This is a genomic window from Enterobacter sp. HMSC16D10, from assembly GCF_001807145.1.
In the GTDB taxonomy this organism is placed as follows: domain Bacteria; phylum Pseudomonadota; class Gammaproteobacteria; order Enterobacterales; family Enterobacteriaceae; genus Enterobacter; species Enterobacter roggenkampii.
The window spans coordinates 117650-135977 of record NZ_KV787884.1 but is presented as its reverse complement, the minus strand read 5'-3'; the positions used below and the strand labels follow the sequence as shown (position 1 = coordinate 135977).

At 57.8% G+C, this 18328-nt stretch carries 16 protein-coding genes; 8 read left to right on the top strand and 8 right to left on the bottom strand.

Annotated features, from left to right (window positions below; all coding sequences use genetic code 11):
• Positions 1–75: 75 nt before the first annotated feature.
• The 4 genes from HMPREF3143_RS14360 to HMPREF3143_RS14345 all read right to left on the bottom strand — a co-directional run bounded on the left by HMPREF3143_RS14360 (position 76) and on the right by HMPREF3143_RS14345 (position 4520).
• Positions 76–777: a DnaA inactivator Hda gene (locus tag HMPREF3143_RS14360; protein WP_166792068.1), complete on the bottom strand. Its 702-nt coding sequence runs from the start codon at positions 775–777 to the stop codon at positions 76–78.
• A 95-nt stretch (positions 778–872) separates the two neighbouring features.
• Positions 873–2162 (bottom strand): uracil permease, encoded by a 1290-nt coding sequence (gene uraA / locus HMPREF3143_RS14355; protein WP_023294266.1) that lies wholly within the window; start codon positions 2160–2162, stop codon positions 873–875.
• Between the two features lie 86 nt (positions 2163–2248).
• A complete protein-coding gene (gene upp, locus HMPREF3143_RS14350) occupies positions 2249–2875 on the bottom strand; it encodes a uracil phosphoribosyltransferase (RefSeq protein ID WP_008501641.1) in 627 nt (208 codons plus the stop codon).
• A 214-nt stretch (positions 2876–3089) separates the two neighbouring features.
• A complete protein-coding gene (locus tag HMPREF3143_RS14345) occupies positions 3090–4520 on the bottom strand; it encodes a 6-phospho-beta-glucosidase (RefSeq protein ID WP_025912791.1) in 1431 nt (476 codons plus the stop codon).
• Between the two features lie 266 nt (positions 4521–4786).
• On the opposite strand from HMPREF3143_RS14345, the gene purM reads away from it, so the two are divergent.
• The 4 genes from purM (at position 4787) to ppx (ending at position 10269) form a co-directional block, all read left to right on the top strand.
• Positions 4787–5824: a phosphoribosylformylglycinamidine cyclo-ligase gene (gene purM, locus HMPREF3143_RS14340; protein WP_008501643.1), complete on the top strand. Its 1038-nt coding sequence runs from the start codon at positions 4787–4789 to the stop codon at positions 5822–5824.
• On the top strand, positions 5821–6462 hold the full coding sequence (gene purN, locus HMPREF3143_RS14335; protein WP_023344654.1) for a phosphoribosylglycinamide formyltransferase: 642 nt from the start codon (positions 5821–5823) through the stop codon (positions 6460–6462). The genes purM and purN overlap by 4 nt, the downstream gene beginning before the upstream one ends.
• A 204-nt stretch (positions 6463–6666) precedes the next feature.
• A complete protein-coding gene (gene ppk1, locus HMPREF3143_RS14330) occupies positions 6667–8727 on the top strand; it encodes a polyphosphate kinase 1 (protein ID WP_008501645.1) in 2061 nt (686 codons plus the stop codon).
• A 3-nt stretch (positions 8728–8730) separates the two neighbouring features.
• Positions 8731–10269: an exopolyphosphatase gene (ppx, locus tag HMPREF3143_RS14325; RefSeq protein ID WP_008501646.1), complete on the top strand. Its 1539-nt coding sequence runs from the start codon at positions 8731–8733 to the stop codon at positions 10267–10269.
• A gap of 4 nt (positions 10270–10273) precedes the next feature.
• Here ppx and HMPREF3143_RS14320 read toward each other — a convergent pair whose 3' ends face one another.
• Complete coding sequence (locus HMPREF3143_RS14320) at positions 10274–12514, bottom strand: EAL domain-containing protein (RefSeq protein WP_070533469.1); 2241 nt, start codon at positions 12512–12514, stop codon at positions 10274–10276.
• A gap of 352 nt (positions 12515–12866) precedes the next feature.
• On the opposite strand from HMPREF3143_RS14320, the gene HMPREF3143_RS14315 reads away from it, so the two are divergent.
• Positions 12867–13055 (top strand): YfgG family protein, encoded by a 189-nt coding sequence (locus HMPREF3143_RS14315; RefSeq protein WP_021241815.1) that lies wholly within the window; start codon positions 12867–12869, stop codon positions 13053–13055.
• On the opposite strand, the gene HMPREF3143_RS14310 is transcribed toward HMPREF3143_RS14315, so the two are convergent.
• Positions 13052–13942 carry a LysR family transcriptional regulator gene (locus HMPREF3143_RS14310; protein ID WP_023344657.1) on the bottom strand — a complete coding sequence of 297 codons (891 nt, stop codon included), beginning with the start codon at positions 13940–13942 and terminating at the stop codon, positions 13052–13054. The two genes, HMPREF3143_RS14315 and HMPREF3143_RS14310, sit on opposite strands and share 4 nt — an antisense overlap.
• Before the next feature lie 97 nt (positions 13943–14039).
• On the opposite strand from HMPREF3143_RS14310, the gene HMPREF3143_RS14305 reads away from it, so the two are divergent.
• Genes HMPREF3143_RS14305 through HMPREF3143_RS14295 form a run of 3 tightly spaced genes read left to right on the top strand, consistent with a single transcriptional unit; the run spans position 14040 to position 16541 of the window.
• A complete protein-coding gene (locus HMPREF3143_RS14305; protein ID WP_070533467.1) occupies positions 14040–15269 on the top strand; it encodes an MFS transporter in 1230 nt (409 codons plus the stop codon).
• Positions 15270–15318: 49 nt separating this feature from the next.
• The gene (locus tag HMPREF3143_RS14300; RefSeq protein WP_070533465.1) at positions 15319–15786 is read left to right on the top strand and encodes a DUF6130 family protein; all 468 of its coding nucleotides are present in this window, start codon (positions 15319–15321) and stop codon (positions 15784–15786) included.
• A gap of 11 nt (positions 15787–15797) precedes the next feature.
• Positions 15798–16541, top strand: a complete 744-nt coding sequence (locus tag HMPREF3143_RS14295; RefSeq protein WP_070533463.1) for an alpha/beta fold hydrolase — start codon at positions 15798–15800, stop codon at positions 16539–16541.
• A gap of 55 nt (positions 16542–16596) precedes the next feature.
• On the opposite strand, the gene iolB is transcribed toward HMPREF3143_RS14295, so the two are convergent.
• Both iolB and iolE read right to left on the bottom strand, forming a co-directional pair.
• On the bottom strand, positions 16597–17421 hold the full coding sequence (iolB, locus tag HMPREF3143_RS14290; RefSeq protein ID WP_044597829.1) for a 5-deoxy-glucuronate isomerase: 825 nt from the start codon (positions 17419–17421) through the stop codon (positions 16597–16599).
• Between the two features lie 9 nt (positions 17422–17430).
• The gene (gene iolE / locus HMPREF3143_RS14285) at positions 17431–18321 is read right to left on the bottom strand and encodes a myo-inosose-2 dehydratase (protein ID WP_021241820.1); all 891 of its coding nucleotides are present in this window, start codon (positions 18319–18321) and stop codon (positions 17431–17433) included.
• Between the last annotated feature and the right edge of the window lie 7 nt (positions 18322–18328).

Here is an 18328-nt window from a genome sequence, read left to right as displayed (position 1 = left end):
CCGGTGGCGCTGCGCTTACCGGGCCTACGGGTGCCATATGTAGGCCGGGTAAGGCGCAGCCGGCACCCGGCACAACTATAGCTTCAGAATATCTTTCACAAACGGAATGGTCAGCTTGCGCTGGGCGGTAATCGAGGCACGATCGAGCTGATCCAGCGTGTCGAACAGCGTGCGCATTTCGCGGTCCAGCCGCTTCAGCAGGAAACGGCCCACGTCTTCCGGCAGCTCAAACCCACGCTGCTTTGCACGCAGCTGTAGCGCCTGAAGCTTATCTTCATCCGACAGCGGCTGGAGCTTGTAGATTTGTCCCCAGTCCAGGCGAGACGCCAGATCCGGCAGGCCCAGATTCAGCTGTCGTGGTGGGCGATCGCCAGTGATCAGCAGTCGGGTTTTGCCCGATTCCAGAATGCGGTTGTAGAGGTTAAAGATCGCCATTTCCCACGGCTCATCCCCCGCCACGCATTCGATGTTATCGATGCAGACCAGGGAAAGATGTTCCATCCCCTCCAGCACCTCAGGCACGAACCAGGTTCGTTTATCCAGCGGCACATAGCCTACCGCATCACCGCGCGCCGAAAGCTCCGCACAGGCGGCATGCAGCAGATGGCTGCGCCCCGCACCTTCGCGTGACCAGATATAGATGTATCCGCTGTGTTCCTGACGCAGCACGTTTTGCAGTGCAGCCAGTAAAGAGGGGTTATCACCCGGCCAGAAACTTGCAAACGTTTCGTCGTCAGGGAGATAGAGTGGCAGAGAGAGCTGTGCCGGTCCGTTCAGAAGTACCTCAACCAGATCTGACATAAAATCGGCATGGACTTTAACACGGAACCTGCAAGGAGAGAACCGGGCGGATCGTCCGCCCGGTTAAAGGATCACTGTGACGCTTTTTCGCTTTCGTCAGCGTCCAGCACCACCTCTTCCGGGCGGATCACGGAGATCAGCTTGAAAATGAGGCTCAGGCCCACGCCGACGATGGTCGCCAGCGCCATGCCTTTCAGCTCGGCCGCCCCGATGTGCACCTTCGCGCCGCTCACGCCGATAATCAGGATCACCGACGTCAGGATCAGGTTCTGCGCTTTGCTGTAATCCACTTTGGATTCAATCAGCACGCGAATACCGGAGGCACCGATTACCCCGTACAGCAGCAGAGACACGCCGCCCATCACCGGCACCGGGATGATCTGAATCGCTGCCGCCAGCTTGCCGACGCAGGAGAGCAGAATGGCGATGATCGCCGCGCCGCCGATAACCCAGGTACTGTAGACGCGGGTAATCGCCATCACGCCGATATTTTCACCGTAGGTGGTGTTTGGCGTAGATCCAAAGAAACCGGAAATGATGGTGGAGAAACCGTTCGCAAACATGGAACGGTGCAGGCCCGGGTCGCGGATCAGGTCACGTTTGACAATGTTTGCCGTCACCACCAGGTGGCCGACGTGCTCTGCAATCACCACCAGCGCTGCAGGCAGAATGGTGAAAATCGCAAACCATTCGAAGCGCGGCGTATAGAAGGTAGGCAGCGCGAACCAGTGCGCCTGCGCAATCGGGGTGGTATCCACCACGCCCATCATAAAGGAGAGCGCATAGCCCGCCAGCACGCCGATCAGGATCGGGATAATCGCCATAAAGCCGCGGAACAGCACGGAACCAAAGACCGTTACGCCCAGCGTCACCAGCGAGATGATAATGGTTTTGGAATCCGGCGACTGGCCGTCTGCTGGCAGCAGGCCGGCCATGTTCGCCGCCACGCCCGCCAGCTCAAGACCGATGACGGCCACGATGGCGCCCATCGCCGCAGGGGGGAACATCACGTCCAGCCAGCCGGTACCGGCTTTCTTCACGATGAAGGAGACCAGGCAGAACAGCACGCCACACATGATAAAGCCGCCCAGCGCGACCTCATAGCCCAGCGGCAGCAACAATAACACCGGAGAGATAAAGGCGAAGCTCGACCCGAGATATGCCGGGATTTTGCCTTTACAGATAAAGAGATACAGCAGCGTACCGATGCCGTTGAACAGCAGTACGGTAGCCGGGTTAATGTGGAACAGGATTGGCACCAGCACGGTTGCGCCAAACATGGCGAACAGGTGCTGCAAACTAAGCGGGATAGTCTGTAAAAGCGGCGGTCTTTCACTCACCCCGATAGCACGGCGCGTCATAGTGTTTTCCTCTGAGTAGTATCGTTGTTGGTGTTTTATTCAAAAAAAAGCCGACTATCAAAGTCGGCTTATTTATCGTTATTCGATTATTTCGTACCAAAGATCTTATCGCCGGCATCGCCGAGCCCCGGGATGATGTACCCGTGCTCGTTCAGGCCCTGGTCGATAGAGGCGGTATACAGCTCAACGTCCGGGTGCGCTTTTTCCAGTGCCGCGATCCCTTCCGGTGCCGCAACCAGCACCAGCACTTTAATGCTGCTGCAGCCCGCTTTTTTCAGCAGGTCGATAGTGGCAATCATTGAACCGCCGGTTGCCAGCATCGGGTCAACCACCAGCGCCATACGCTCGTCGATGTTGGACACCAGCTTCTGGAAGTAAGGAACTGGCTCGAGGGTTTCTTCGTTACGGTAGATCCCCACCACGCTGATGCGCGCGCTTGGCACATGCTCCAGCACGCCTTCCATCATGCCGAGACCGGCACGCAGGATTGGCACAACGGTAATTTTCTTACCTTTGATCTGCTCAACCTGCACCGGGCCGTTCCAGCCTTCGATGGTGACTTTTTCTGTCTCCAGATCGGAGGTCGCTTCGTAAGTCAGCAGGCTGCCGACTTCAGAGGCCAGTTCGCGAAAACGCTTCGTGCTGATGTCATGCTCACGCATCAGGCCCAACTTGTGTTTAACGAGTGGGTGTTTCACTTCCACAATCTTCATTCTCTTTCTCCTCTGAATGGCATCCGCAAAAAAATCGCGGGATTATACCGCTTTTTTCGGATTGCGCCATACCCATGTTGCTTGACAGGGATCAAGCAAAGACAAAAAACCGGAGACAGGTCTCCGGCTTAAGTGCGAGGTTTTGCCCGGTGGCGCTACGCTTACGCGGGCCTACGTGTAGTGTAGGTCGGGTAAGCGTTGCGCCACCCGACAATTACAGGTTATCGCCGTTGCTCGCAATCACCTGCTTATACCAGTCGAACGACTTTTTCTTGCTGCGGTTCAGCGTGCCGTTGCCTTCATTGTCTTTATCGACAAAGATAAAGCCGTAGCGTTTTTTCATTTCACCGGTACCGGCAGACACCAGGTCGATACAGCCCCACGGGGTATAGCCCATCAGATCGACGCCATCCTCCACCACCGCTTTTTTCATCTCGCGGATGTGGGCGGCCAGGTAGTCAATGCGGTACTGGTCGTTCACCGTGCCGTCGCTCTCCTGCACGTCGATTGCGCCAAAGCCGTTTTCAACGATAAACAGCGGCAGCTGGTAGTGATCCCAGAACCAGTTGAGGGAGTAGCGCAGCCCCACCGGGTCAATCTGCCACCCCCAGTCGGATTTCTGCACGTACGGGTTGGAGACCAGGCTCTTGCTTTCGTCATAGTCCAGCTGCGGGTTGTCCGCCGTCGCCTTGGTGGCGAAGGACATATAATAGCTAAACCCGATGTAATCCACGCAGCCCTGCGTCAGCGCGACTTTATCCTCTTCGGTGATATCCAGCGCGAAGCCGCGACGTTCAAAGTAGTTGAGCAGATGCTGCGGATACTTGCCGCGCACATGGACGTCGGTGAACCAGTAGCGGCGGTGCATGGCGTTCATCGCCATCATCATGTCGTCCGGCGCGCAGGTCAGCGGGTAGATGGGGCACATGGCAATCATGCAGCCGATCTGCAGGGACGGGTTAATCTCGCGCCCCGCCCTCACCGCCAGGGCGCTGGCCACCAGTTCATAGTGCGCGGCCTGGAACATCACCGGCTCACGATCTTCACCCGGCGCGTACTTCAGCCCGGAGTTGGTAAACGGCGCAAAATCTTCATGGAAGTTGGCCTGGTTGTTGATCTCGTTAAAGGTCATCCAGTACTTCACTTTATGCTGATAGCGCTGGAAAACCACTTTCGCAAAACGAACGAAGAAGTCGATCAGCTTACGGTTGCGCCAGCCGCCGTATTCCGTGACCAGGTGGAAAGGCATCTCGAAGTGGGAAAGCGTAATCACCGGTTCGATGCCGTACTTCAGGCACTCGTCGAACAGATCGTCATAGAATTTCAGACCGGCCTCGTTCGGCTCAAGCTCGTCACCTTTCGGAAAGATACGCGTCCAGGCGATGGAGGTACGGAAGCATTTGAACCCCATCTCGGCAAAGAGTTTGATGTCTTCTTTATAGCGGTGGTAGAAATCGATGGCTTCATGGTTAGGGTAATTTTTCCCCTCAAGCACGCCGTTGGTGATTTCGCGCGGTACGCCGTGCGCGCCCGCCGTCATCACATCGGCAACGCTAACGCCCTTGCCGCCCTCTTTCCAGCCGCCCTCAAGCTGATGCGCCGCAACGGCACCACCCCACAGAAAATCTGCTTTAAATCCTGACATTTGCTTTCCCTCATTCTGCGTTATTTTCTGCAAAAACAATTACAGAAACCGGTTTCAGTTCGATGATGTGCAAAGGGGATAGCCGTTGCAAGCAGAACGCCGAAACCGGTTTCATTTTCGTGAACAGAGTCAAGTTTGTCGCCCTGCCTAAGCCAGAGAGAAAAAAAGATCCCCGCACCGAGAATAGGCTCGCAAACGTTTGCCTGGACTGTTAGAATTGCGCCGATTTTTCTTACTAGCTATGCAATCGCGTGGGGACTTGAGCCGTGACCAACAAAACTTCTCTCAGCTACAAAGATGCCGGTGTTGATATTGACGCAGGTAATGCGCTGGTTGACCGAATCAAAGGTGTGGTGAAAAAAACCCGCCGCCCGGAAGTGATGGGTGGTCTGGGTGGATTCGGCGCACTGTGCGCGCTGCCGCAAAAATATCGTGAACCTGTTCTGGTCTCGGGTACTGACGGTGTAGGCACCAAGCTGCGCCTGGCGATGGATTTAAAACGTCACGACACGATCGGTATCGATCTGGTCGCGATGTGTGTGAATGACCTGGTGGTTCAGGGCGCAGAGCCGCTGTTCTTCCTCGATTACTACGCGACCGGCAAACTGGACGTGGATACCGCGGCCAGCGTCATTAACGGTATCGCCGAAGGCTGTCTGCAGTCCGGCTGTGCGCTGGTCGGCGGCGAAACCGCTGAAATGCCGGGTATGTATCACGGCGAAGATTATGACGTCGCGGGCTTCTGCGTCGGCGTAGTAGAAAAATCAGAAATTATCGACGGCAGCAAAGTGGCGGATGGTGACGTGCTGATCGCACTGGCTTCCAGCGGCCCACACTCCAACGGCTACTCTCTGGTGCGTAAAATTCTCGAAGTGAGCGGCTGCGACCCGCTGACCACCGAGCTTGACGGTAAACCGCTGGCAGACCACCTGCTGGCGCCAACCCGCATCTACGTGAAAAACGTGCTGGAACTGATTGAGAACGTTGACGTGCACGCTATCGCCCACCTGACCGGCGGCGGCTTCTGGGAGAACATCCCGCGCGTGCTGCCGGACAACACCCAGGCCGTAATCGACGAATCCTCATGGCAGTGGCCAGCGGTCTTTAACTGGCTGCAGACCGCAGGCAACGTGAGCTCTCACGAAATGTACCGCACCTTTAACTGCGGCGTGGGCATGGTTATCGCCCTGCCGGCAAGCGAAGCGGATAAAGCGGTTAAACTGCTGACCGAAAAAGGTGAAAACGCGTGGAAAATCGGTACGATTAAAGCCTCCGATTCCGAACAGCGTGTGGTCATTGAATGAAAAATATCGTGGTGCTCATTTCCGGCAACGGAAGCAATTTGCAGGCCATCATAGACGCCTGCAAACAGAAGAAAATCAACGGCACCATTCGGGCAGTATTCAGCAACAAGGCCGACGCGTTCGGCCTTGAGCGCGCGCGGGAAGCGAACATTCCCGCGCACGCGCTGGAAGCCAGCCAGTTCGCCGGGCGTGAAGCCTTTGACCGCGAGCTGGTGCAGGAGATTGACGCCTACGCGCCTGACGTGGTGGTGCTGGCGGGCTATATGCGCATCCTGAGCCCGGCTTTTGTCGCACACTACGCCGGACGTCTGCTGAATATTCACCCTTCTCTTCTGCCGAAATATCCCGGCCTGCACACCCATCGTCAGGTTCTGGAAAACGGCGATGAGGAGCACGGCACCTCCGTGCATTTCGTGACCGACGAGCTGGACGGCGGTCCGGTGATCCTGCAGGCCAAAGTCCCGGTCTTTGCCGGCGACAGCGAAGAAGATGTGACCGAACGCGTGCAGACCCAGGAACACGCCATTTACCCGCTGGTGGTAAGCTGGTTTGTCGACGGGCGCCTCGAAATGCGCGACGGCGCTGCCTGGCTGGATGGCGTGAAGTTACCCCCGCAGGGCCATGCGGCGGAAGAGTAGTTTGTTATGTCGGGTGGCGCCGCGCTTACCCGACATCTACCTTGCATTACCCGATATTCCCTTCTCCAACCTTCTAAATTCCCCAACAAAAAAAATAACTGTCATACTTTTCTGGCACTGTTGGACATATCGTGGAAATGCTCGCCATAATAAGGACGAGACGGATTTACCACGTCCTGTGATTGAACTGGAGAGTGAGCTGTAATGGGTCAGGAAAAGTTATATATCGAGAAAGAGCTAAGCTGGTTAGCATTTAACGAACGTGTACTCCAGGAAGCGGCTGACAAAAGTAACCCGCTGATCGAACGCATGCGTTTTTTGGGCATCTATTCCAACAACCTGGATGAGTTCTACAAGGTTCGCTTTGCCGAGCTGAAAAGACGGATCATCATCAGTGAAGAACAGGGCTTAAACTCTCACTCGCGGCATCTGCTGGGCAAAATCCAGTCCCGCGTGTTGAAAGCCGATCAGGAATTTGACGGCCTGTATAACGAACTGCTGCTGGAGATGGCGCGCAATCAAATCTTCCTGATTAACGAACGTCAGCTTTCCGTTAACCAACAAAACTGGCTGCGCCACTATTTTAAACAGTACCTGCGCCAGCACATTACCCCGATTCTCATCAACCGCGAAACCGATCTGGTGCAGTTCCTGAAAGATGACTACACCTATCTGGCCGTAGAAATTATTCGCGGTGAATCCATTCGCTACGCGCTGCTGGAGATCCCGTCCGACAAGGTCCCGCGCTTCGTGAACCTGCCGCCGGAAACCCCGCGCAGACGTAAGCCGATGATCCTGCTGGATAACATCCTGCGCTACTGTCTCGACGACATTTTCAAAGGCTTCTTCGATTACGATGCGTTAAACGCCTACTCGATGAAGATGACCCGTGACGCCGAATATGACCTGGTGCACGAGATGGAGGCCAGCCTGATGGAGCTGATGTCCTCCAGCCTGAAACAACGCCTGACGGCCGAGCCGGTGCGCTTTGTTTATCAGCGCGATATGCCGGACGCCATGGTAGAAATGCTGCGCGAGAAGCTGACCATTTCGCGCTATGACTCCATCGTGCCGGGCGGCCGTTACCACAACTTTAAAGACTTCATTGGCTTCCCGAACGTCGGCAAGGCCAATCTGGTGAACAAGCCGCTGCCGCGCCTGCGCCATCTGTGGTTTGATAAATTCCGCAACGGGTTCGACGCCATTCGCGAGCGCGATGTTCTGCTCTACTATCCGTATCACACGTTTGAACACGTGCTGGAGCTGCTGCGACAGGCCTCGTTCGACCCGAGCGTGCTGGCGATCAAAATCAACATCTACCGCGTGGCAAAAGATTCCCGCATCATCGATGCGATGATCCACGCCGCGCACAACGGCAAAAAAGTGACCGTGGTGGTTGAGCTGCAGGCGCGCTTCGACGAAGAGGCGAACATTCACTGGGCGCGCCGTCTGACGGAAGCGGGCGTGCACGTGATCTTCTCCGCGCCGGGTCTGAAAATTCACGCCAAGCTGTTCCTGATCTCCCGTAAAGAGGGCGACGACGTGGTGCGCTATGCTCACATCGGCACCGGTAACTTCAACGAAAAAACCGCCCGTATTTATACCGACTACTCGCTGCTGACCGCCGATGCGCGCATCACCAACGAGGTACGCCGGGTCTTTAACTTCATTGAGAACCCGTACCGCCCTGTCAGCTTCGACTATCTGCTGGTCTCGCCGCAGAACTCGCGCCGTCTGCTGTACGATATGATTGATAAAGAGATTGCCAATGCCCAGAAAGGGCTGTCGTCCGGCATCACCCTGAAGCTTAACAATCTGGTCGACAAAGGACTGGTGGACAGGCTGTACGCCGCGTCCAGCTCTGGCGTACCGGTTAACCTGCTGATCCGCGGCATGTGCTCGCTGATCCCGGAACTGGAAGGCATCAGCGATAATATTCGGGTGATCAGCATTGTTGACCGTTACCTGGAACACGATCGGGTCTATATTTTCGATAATGCAGGCGACAAACAGGTCTATCTCTCTTCGGCAGACTGGATGACGCGCAATATTGACTACCGAATTGAAGTCGCAACCCCGCTGCTGGATCCGCGTCTGAAACAGCGTATTCTCGACATTATAGAGATCCTGTTCAGCGATACGGTGAAGGCGCGCTATATCGACAAAGAACTCAGTAACCGCTATGTACCGCGCGGCAACCGCCGTAAAGTGCGGTCGCAACTGGCGATTTACGACTATATCAAATCACTCGAGCAACCCGATTAACCTATGCCGATAAATGATAAGACCCCACGCCCGCAGGAATTCGCCGCGGTCGATCTTGGCTCTAACAGTTTCCACATGGTCATCGCCCGTGAGGTGGATGGCGCGCTGCAGATCATCGGTCGTCTGAAGCAGCGCGTACACCTGGCCGATGGCCTTGATGAACGCAGCATGCTCAGCGAAGAGGCGATGGAGCGCGGGTTAAACTGCCTGTCGCTGTTTGCTGAACGCCTGCAGGGCTTCTCGCCCTCCAGCGTATGCATCGTGGGCACCCACACCCTGCGTCAGGCGCTGAACGCGCCAGAGTTTCTCAAGCGGGCCGAAAAGGTGATCCCCTACCCGATTGAGATCATCTCCGGTAACGAGGAAGCGCGTCTGATCTTCATGGGCGTCGAGCACACCCAGCCGGAAAAAGGGCGCAAGCTGGTGATCGACATCGGCGGCGGTTCTACGGAGCTTGTGATCGGCGAAGACTTTGAGCCTCGCCTGGTGGAAAGCCGCCGCATGGGCTGCGTCAGCTTCGCGCAGATGTATTTCCCGGGCGGCACCATCACCCGCGAGAACTTCCAGCGTGCACGTATGGCGGCTGTCCAGAAGCTGGAAAACCTGGCCTGGCAGTACCGCATTCAGGGCTGGAACGTGGCGCTGGGCGCGTCGGGCACCATCAAGGCGGCGCATGAAGTGCTGCTGGCAATGGGTGAAAAAGATGGGTTCATCACGCCCGAACGCCTGACGCTGCTGACCGACGAAGTGCTGAAGCATAAAAGTTTTGACGCCTTAAGCCTGCCGGGGCTTTCCGACGAGCGTAAGGCGGTCTTCGTGCCGGGGCTGGCCATTCTCTGCGGCGTGTTTGATGCGCTGGCCATTAAAGAGCTGCGCCTGTCCGACGGCGCGCTGCGCGAAGGCGTGCTGTACGAAATGGAAGGCCGCTTCCGCCATCAGGATATTCGCAGCCGCACCGCACAAAGCCTTGCCAACCAGTACAACATCGACCGCGAGCAGGCGAAGCGCGTGCTGGACACCACGGTGCAGATGTATGAACAGTGGGAAGAGCAGAATCCGAAGCTGGCGCACCCGCAGCTTGCCGCGCTGCTGAAATGGGCCGCGATGCTGCACGAGGTGGGGCTGAACATCAACCATAGCGGGATGCACCGCCATTCGGCCTATATTTTGCAAAACAGCGATCTGCCAGGCTTCAACCAGGAGCAGCAAACCATGATGGCGACCCTGGTGCGCTATCACCGCAAAGCCATCAAGCTCGACGACCTGCCGCGCTTCACGCTGTTTAAGAAAAAGCAGTTCCTGCCGCTCATTCAGCTGCTGCGTCTGGGCGTGCTGCTCAATAACCAGCGTCAGGCGACCACCACGCCGCCCACGCTGAAGCTGAAAACCGACGACCATCACTGGACGCTGAGCTTCCCGCACGACTGGTTCAGCCAGAACGCGCTGGTCCTGCTGGACCTGGAAAAGGAGCAGCAGTACTGGGAAGCGGTCACCGGCTGGCTGCTCAAAATCGAGGAAGAGAGCGCCGACGTCGCCGCGTAACGGTTCAGGCGTCCGCGCAGGACGCCTCTGTTTCCAGCAGTGACTCAAGCGGTGCCGGTCTGCCAATCAGATAGCCCTGCACATAATCAATACCTAGCGCGTGAACCGCGCTACGTATCTCTTCGGTCTCGACATATTCCGCCACCACCAGCATCTTCTTCATGCGCGCCAGATGGCAGATAGACGCCACAATCTGATAATCCAGGCTGTTGTTGACGATATTGCGGATGAAGTCGCCGTCGATTTTAAGAATATCCGCGTCCACGCTTTTTAGCCGCGCGTAGCTTGCATAGCCGGTACCAAAATCATCAATCGCAATGCGTACCCCCATTTTCTGCAGCTGACTGAGGATATGCAGCGCCTGCTCGGGGTTGCAGAAGTTGCTGCACTCCGTCACTTCAAAGATCAGCTGCCACGGCTCAATAGCGTATTTCGCCAGCACGCGGCTCACCTCAAGCGGGAACTGCACCCGGCACACTGTTGAAGGCGCCAGATTAATAGCAAAGCGCTGGCCGGGCAGTCTTTCCCGATGCGCGGCCAGGAAGCGCAGCGTATGCTCAAGCACCCACAGATCCACCCGGGAGGACAAACCAAACTCCTGCGCGACGGGCAGGAACTGATCGGGGGAGATCAGTATCCCATTGGTATCCGGCATCCGCAGCAGGACTTCGTGATAGCAATCGCCACGCAGGCCGCGAACGGGTTGAACCAGCAGGATGAATTCGTCGTTGTCGAGCGCCTTCTGCAGGCGGCTCATCATCGCGACATTATCCTTCAGGCTGCGCTGCAAATGGACGGCACCGCGCTGCTGAAGATTTTCCGGGTGATTAGAGGAGAGTGACAGATCGGCCACCACCGCCAGCTCCCCCAGCACCAGATAAAGATGGTTAACCGGGGACCGGACATAGCAGTAGCTTACGCCAACCTGCGGCTGCAGCGGCATGCCGTCCCAGACAAAGCGGAACTGCTTGATATGCTCGTCCAGGGCGTCAATCCGCTGCTGGTGCGATTCCGCGTTGAGCCGCACCGCCATGTCATACCCGGTGAGGTGATAGGCCTGCTCATTGGGCTGGAGCGTAGCGTTAACCCACTGCGCCAGCTGCTGTTTGTACTGAATACGCAGCTGCACGCCGTAATTTCGGCCCAAAATTTCCAGCTCCGGAATGCGCAGCAGGCAGAGCGCCGACCACGGATTCTTCGCCAGATCGCGCGACAGCGCCCGCAGGTTAGGCATATGGACAACCGGATCGAGCAGTGCCAGCCTGCGGGCGTGTTTGTTCACTGCGCGCTGCCGGGTCGCCAGCATCGACATATAAATCACCACAAACGAAAAGACCAGGTAACTGGAAGAGGTGATCGCCAGCTGAATATCGTACCCCGCGTTCACTGGGATATAGCGGTAAAAATAGTGAATGGACACCAGCAGTATCGGGGTCCAGATCAGCGAAATCAGCTTATAGCCAAAACGCATCGCGCCCCAGAGCATCACCGGCATCAGCAGCGACAGGGTATAGTTAGTGGTGAAGATGGAGCTGTTTTCATTTATCGGGAGCAGCAGCAGCGACAGCAGCCCGCCAAGCGCAATCGCCCACAGCAAAAACTCCGCGGCCGTCACCTTTTTATCTATCTGGAAACGGATCTGCGAGAGAAGACTTTTGATATACCGCGGATGACGAATCAGGCGGATCAGCAGATAGCTCAACGGCACGCCCGTCAGCCCGCTGACCAGCAGCGCCTGGTAGTTAATGAGCGTACGAATGTTAAGAGGGTTCAACCCCGCGAGGCTCTGGCGACTCTCATACACGCCCAGATACACCGCAAACTGAAACAGCACCAGAAACAGCGTCGCGGGGCAGATGACCTGCCAGAAGATGCGCTGCGCCATCAGCCGGATGTCGCCGTACGCCGTCATATTGCGTCTGGGCGCAAACACCCGGTAGCCGCCCCAGCTGAGGACTAAAGGGACAATAAAATGGAGCACCCCGGCAACCGTTTCGAACATCCCGACCGACGGGTAATAGCGGATAAACAGCGACAACACGATCCCGGGAAGGGCTTCCAGGCCAAAGAACATCATCAGCGAGAGCAAAAAGGAGAGCGGTAAATAATAAAGCGCCGCGATACCGTCCCCCAGCTGCGTGAACGTATTTGCCACGCTCAGCACGGGAAGCAAAACCACCGGTAATAGTAGCGGCAATGCCCACCAACGGTATTTATTGTTTTTCAGAAAAGCGAAAATCTTCATAGATGCCCGGTTAAACCCCTTTTTCTCCAGAGGGAAGATAAAGACAGGCATCCAACCTGACCTGGCGCCACCCCGCGACGTGCAGAGTGAACAGTGTGGAGGAGGGATTTTAAATATCAGAGCCGGGAATCCGTTGACTTAAATCAAACTATTTCACGCAAATAAGCCTTGCAGAAGAATTTTGTGAAATAATTTTCTTCATATTATCAATATGGTAAATGCAATTATTAATTTCAATAACAATAGTTAATGCAAACGTTGACGGTTATTTACACATCACAGAATTGACCCCATCTTCCCGCTGTGCCTTAATATCCTTATCGCCCGGGAGGGCTTATCCAGGAAAAACAGAGTGAGTCAGGTCACGCGTATGCGCAAACGACATCGATTTAACACCCGAATGACCCGCATCATACTGCTTATCAGTTTCCTGTTTTTCTTTGGCCGCTTCGTTTACTCTTCGATTGGCGCCTGGTACCACCATCAGGACAAAACCCAGTCACAGCAATCCAGCCTGACCGTCGACACCGCTGACCGCTAACCCCCCAAAGGATGTTGTACGAGCCGAATAAGGGCCGCGATCCCTTTGCTGAGGATTTTATCCTGCCGCATCACCACCGCCAGCTGCCGCTGCAGCATGGGCGTCAGCGACATCACGCACAGCCCCTCGCGATCGGCATCCTGTTCTACCGCCATTCTCGGTACGATGCTGTAGCCCAGCCCCGCGCGAACCATGCGTTTGATCGCCTCGATGCTGCCAAGCTGCATCACCGGCGCCATCGCTACCCCATGGGCGGCAAACCAGCCATCGATCAGCGCCCGGGTCCCGCTGCCTGTCTCAAAGGCGATCAGCGGCTGGGCATGGAGCGCCTCCGGGGTTAACTCCCTGAAAGCGTCCTGCTGCTCCCTTGAGGCGATAAAGACAAACTCTTCGTCCATCACCGGCATGACGTCCAGCGCTCTGCCGCTCACCGGCAGCGTCACCAGCCCCATATCGAGACGGTTCTCTTCAATGGCCCTGACGATGTCGAGGGTGTTGCCCGTCGTGACTCCCACGCTCAGGAGCGGATAGTCGCGGCGTAGCTGCTCCAGCAGCGGCGGCAGAAGATGAATGCAGGCCGTCGCCCCCGTGCCAAGGGTAATGGTGCCGCTCACGTCGTGGCTAAACGCATTCACGGCCCGGATGGCGTCATCCACCACCTGCTGAATACGCTCCCCGTGCGCCAGCAAGGTTTCTCCGGCAGCCGTCGCCTTAATCCCTCGCCCGGTACGCTCCACCAGCCGCGTTTGCAGAAACTGCTCCAGCTGGCGTATTTGCAGGCTGACGGCGGGCTGGGAGAGGCCCAGAACGTCCGCTGCTGCTGAAAAGCTGCCGCGCTGGTGAACCAGGCGGAAGGTGGCGAGATAGCCCAGATTAAGCGTCGTCATTCAAAGTTTCTCTTATACCGCGCATAAGGTTGCAGCCCTGCCAGCACAATACCGCGCCCGTTATGCTCAGGACAACTGCATAACGGAATGAAAACTCATGGAAACCTCTGCCCTTCCTCGTCGCCTCGCCCTCACCGCCGGGTGTAATCAACTCATCAACTGGGGGATTTCATTTTATATGCTCGGCACCTTTGCGCGGGCCATTTCAGCCGACCGAGGATGGTCGTCACCGCAGATTTACCTCGGCCTGACGCTGGCGATGCTGGTGATGGCGGCGGTATCTCCTTTTGTCGCCCGCCTGCTGGCACGCTTTGGCGGTCAAAAAGTGGTGATGGTCGGAACGCTGCTGATCGCCGCAAGCTGCGCAGAAATGGCGTATACCCGGACGCTTTATGGCTGGTACGGCGCCTGGATTGTCGCCGGCACTGGGATGCGCCTGTCGCTGTACGATGCGCTGTTCGCCGCGCTGGTCAACCTCTACGGGCAGCAGGCGCGAAGAACGATCTCACGCGTCACGCTGGCGGGCGGGCTGGCCTCCGCCGTCTTCTGGCCGCTGGGCGATGGCCTGCTTCACATCATGAGCTGGCAGGACGCGTTACGCATTTATGCCCTGCTTGGCCTGCTGAGCGCAGTACTGATCCGCACGCTTCCCCGGCAGCGGCTGACGGAAAATACGAAGGCCATCGCGCCGCCCCTGCGCAACGAGCGGCGTAACGCCTGGCTTTATGCGGCCTTCATCGCCCTTATCACCTTTGTCTCTAACGGCACCTCCACCCATCTGCCGGAGTTTATTGCCCACTTTGGCCTGCCGGTCGCCATCGGCATGCTGTGGGGGATCGGCCAGACGGGCGCGCGCTCGCTGGAGGTGCTGGCAGGTGGCCGCTTAACCCCCTTCAAACTTACGCTTTTTACCGCTCTTGCTATGCCGCTGTGTTTTCTTGTGGGAATAAGCAGCGCCCTGTTTGTCTGGTGCGCGGCCGGGTTTGTGCTGGGCTACGGCGCCATCAACGGACTGGTCACCATAGTAAAAGCCACGCTGCCACTGGAGCTGTTTAGCGCGGAAAGCTATGCCCGCCGCACGGGCATGCTGCTTATCCCGGGCCAGCTGATGGCCGCAGCCGCACCGTTTGCCTATGCGTGGCTGAACAAAACGCTGGGGATCGCGGGTGCAATGGGAGTGTCGACGGGGTTAACGCTGGTGATTGCCGGGCTGGCGATAGCGATCGTGCGCCGTCCCGGGAGGCAAACTGTATCGCACTGTATCCCGCGCGACGCGCTGACAAACGGGTACAAAACGCCCCCTCCGGCAAATATCTCCGATACATAAAAATGGTTTTCTTTCCCTGTCGTCATTCAGAACCGATGAGGAGAGAACCATGATTCGTCGTTACGCAATTTTACCCCTGCTCGTCCTGGCCTCTGTAACAAATGCCCAGGCCACGCCGCTGGACAACCTGAGCGCCGCGGACGTTAACGGCCCCGCCGCCGTTGCCCCGCTGGCGCAGCCGCAACCGCCTGCAAAACTGATCGTCGATCCGCCGCTTTCCGGGCCGCTGAGTAAAGGCGCGGTGTTTATCCAGTACCGTGCCGAAAACCTGCGCATCGAGCCGGTATTCGGACCTGAAGCGCTCAAGGTCACCCCGCGCATCGGGCACATTCACGTGGTGGTGGATGACGCGCCGTGGCACTGGGCTGACGCCAGCGGAGAGCCGGTGATTCTGGTGGGACTCCCCGCCGGTAAACACAAGGTGACGATTATTCTGGCCGATCCGACGCACAAGCCGCTCGACCACAAAACCATCGAATTCACCGTACCGCCTCATGCGGCGGTCCACCATTTTTAAGGAGTCTGAAGATGAAAGCACTGACTGTACTGACGGCAGGCCTGCTGGCGCTTTCCGCCAGCGCCTCTGCGCAGAGCAAAACCAGCGTCGTGCTGGTGCACGGCGCGTTTGCCGACGGCAGCAGCTGGAATAAGGTGATTACCCTGTTGCAGAAACAGCACGCAGAGGTCATTGCCGTCCAGCTGCCGCTCACGTCGCTTAACGATGACGTTGCGGCCACAAAGCGGGCCATCGCCCGCGCCCAGGGGGATGTCGTGCTGGTGGGTCACTCCTGGGGCGGCACCGTGATTAGCGAAGCGGGCAACGATGCGCGGGTGAAATCGCTGGTGTATGTGGCGGCGTTCGCGCCGGATGCCGGCCAGTCGACGGCGGACCTCGCGGGAAGCTACCCGCCGCCGCCGGGCAGCGCGGCCATCGCCAAAACGGCGGACGGCTATTTATATCTGCCAACGAACGCCGTCAGGAAGGATTTCGCGCCGGACGTGAAGCCCGAGGAACAAACTGCAATCGCGGCCACGCAGGGGCCAATTAAGGCCGATGCGTTTGGTGAAAAGGTGACCCACGCGGCGTGGCATGTTAAGCCGAGCTGGTTTGTGGTCAGCAAAAATGACCGAATGATCAACCCCGATCTTGAACGGGCGATGGCGAAGACGATCCATGCGAAAACCACCGAGGTCTCCGCGAGCCACGTGTCGATGGTGAGCCAGCCGGAGGCTATCGCCCGGACGATTGAGCAGGCGATTGAAGCAAAATAGTATTTTGTAAATTGTAGGCCGGGTAAGCGCAGCGCCACCCGGCAAAAAAATAGCCTCAGTGCCCGCCATCCGCGGGATAATCCCGATTAATCCACGCGTGGTCCTCTTCCCAGGTGAACATCCATTTGCGCACCGGCCCGGCCATCACGTTGAGGTAGTAGCTGTCATACCCGGCCATCGTCGCCACCGGGTGGTATCCCTTCGGCACCATGACCACGTCACGGTTATAGACCGCCATACACTCATCCAGCGCTCTGTCGTCGGTGTAAACCCGCTGCATGCAGAACCCCTGCTCCGGGTTGAGGCGATGGTAGTAGGTCTCCTCCAGGTAAGTCTCCCGGGGCGGGTTATCCGTGTCGTGCTTGTGGCTCGGATACGAGCTGGTGCAGCCCTCGTTGGTCCAGACCTCCACCACCAGCAGGCTGTCGGCGGGCTTATCTTCCGGCAGAATGTTGTGCACGTAGCGCTGGTTGTGGCCCTTGCCGCGCGCTTCAGCGTCGATATCCTGCGGCGCAATCAGCCGCGTCGGATACGTGCCCTTGCCGGGGGCGGCGCAGACCGCCAGCTCGAGCCTCGTCAGCGCCTTCACCTGCACCGTCTCCTGCGGGGTAACGTACACCGCCCACGGCTTGATGCGCTCGAACGGGCTCATCCGCTCGCCGATGTCGTTAAACTGCGCGGAAGGCGTGCTGATGGAGGCGCGCCCGGCGACCAGCACCAGGCAACGCTCTTCGCTGACGGCGGGCAGCGTCAGCTGCTGCCCCTCCTGCAGCTCATACGCCTCAAAGCCGACGTATCCCCACCCTGCGCGTTCCGGCGTGACGGACTGGGTCCGCCCCTCCGCGTTCGGCTGTTGCCAGCGTGATAACAGACGTGACATGTCACCTCCTCAAATCAGTCCGGCGTCGCGCGCCAGACGGCTCAGGTTGTTATACCCCAGACGGGCGTAGGTCAGCGGATGGGCAACCGCCGGGTCCTGCTCCGCCTCCACCACCAGCCAGCCGTGATAGTCCTGCGCCTTCAGCAGCCGCATGATCGGCGGGTAATCCACGCAGCCGTCGCCCGGCACCGTAAACACGCCGCTCAGTACCGCATCAAGGAAGCTGGTTTTACGGTTTTTCACGTCCGCCAGCACGTCGGCACGCACGTCTTTGCAGTGAACGTGGTTGATACGCGACGCCCAGCGCTGCGCCACCGCCAGCGGATCGGCCCCGGCAAAGGTCAGGTGGCCGGTGTCCAGCAGCAACCCAACCTCTTCGCCGGTATGGGTCATCAGGTTGTCCACGTCGTCAGCGGACTCAATCACCGTCCCCATATGGTGGTGATAGGCAATCTGCACGCCCTGCTGTTGCGTATAGCGGGCAAATTCCGTGAGCTTCTCGCCATACTCCTTCCAGCGTGCCTGCGGGAAACGCGGGCGCAGATGTACCGGGGTCTGCTGCTCGCCGTGAATGCAGCCGCTCACTTCCGCAAACACCAGCACCTTTGCCCCCAGCTCGCGCAGCAGCGTCAGGTGGGACTGCACGGCGGCGATCTCCTCCTCCACGCTGCGCTCCAGCAGTCGGCCGGAGTACCAGCCGGAGACCAGCTGCAGGTCATGGCGCTGCAGGATGGGGCCAAGCAGCCGCGCTTCGCGCGGGAATTTATTACCCAGTTCGAAACCGGCAAAACCGGCCTCTTTCCCTTCACTCAGGCAGGTCTCCAGCGGAGTCTCTGCGCCGAGAGAAGGCAGATCGTCGTTCGTCCACGTCAGCGGGTTAATGCCCAGTTGTACACTCATTGTCGTC

What these genes read in the sequence shown, in the direction of transcription:
- uraA (WP_023294266.1), bottom strand. Translation starts at nt 2,162, where the DNA reads ATGACGCGCCGTGCTATCGGGGTGAGTGAAAGACCGCCGCTTTTACAG.
- upp (WP_008501641.1), bottom strand. Translation starts at nt 2,875, where the DNA reads ATGAAGATTGTGGAAGTGAAACACCCACTCGTTAAACACAAGTTGGGC.
- HMPREF3143_RS14345 (WP_025912791.1), bottom strand. Translation starts at nt 4,520, where the DNA reads ATGTCAGGATTTAAAGCAGATTTTCTGTGGGGTGGTGCCGTTGCGGCG.
- purN (WP_023344654.1), top strand. Translation starts at nt 5,821, where the DNA reads ATGAAAAATATCGTGGTGCTCATTTCCGGCAACGGAAGCAATTTGCAG.
- ppk1 (WP_008501645.1), top strand. Translation starts at nt 6,667, where the DNA reads ATGGGTCAGGAAAAGTTATATATCGAGAAAGAGCTAAGCTGGTTAGCA.
- ppx (WP_008501646.1), top strand. Translation starts at nt 8,731, where the DNA reads ATGCCGATAAATGATAAGACCCCACGCCCGCAGGAATTCGCCGCGGTC.
- HMPREF3143_RS14320 (WP_070533469.1), bottom strand. Translation starts at nt 12,514, where the DNA reads ATGAAGATTTTCGCTTTTCTGAAAAACAATAAATACCGTTGGTGGGCA.
- HMPREF3143_RS14310 (WP_023344657.1), bottom strand. Translation starts at nt 13,942, where the DNA reads ATGACGACGCTTAATCTGGGCTATCTCGCCACCTTCCGCCTGGTTCAC.
- HMPREF3143_RS14305 (WP_070533467.1), top strand. Translation starts at nt 14,040, where the DNA reads ATGGAAACCTCTGCCCTTCCTCGTCGCCTCGCCCTCACCGCCGGGTGT.
- HMPREF3143_RS14300 (WP_070533465.1), top strand. Translation starts at nt 15,319, where the DNA reads ATGATTCGTCGTTACGCAATTTTACCCCTGCTCGTCCTGGCCTCTGTA.
- HMPREF3143_RS14295 (WP_070533463.1), top strand. Translation starts at nt 15,798, where the DNA reads ATGAAAGCACTGACTGTACTGACGGCAGGCCTGCTGGCGCTTTCCGCC.
- iolB (WP_044597829.1), bottom strand. Translation starts at nt 17,421, where the DNA reads ATGTCACGTCTGTTATCACGCTGGCAACAGCCGAACGCGGAGGGGCGG.
- iolE (WP_021241820.1), bottom strand. Translation starts at nt 18,321, where the DNA reads ATGAGTGTACAACTGGGCATTAACCCGCTGACGTGGACGAACGACGAT.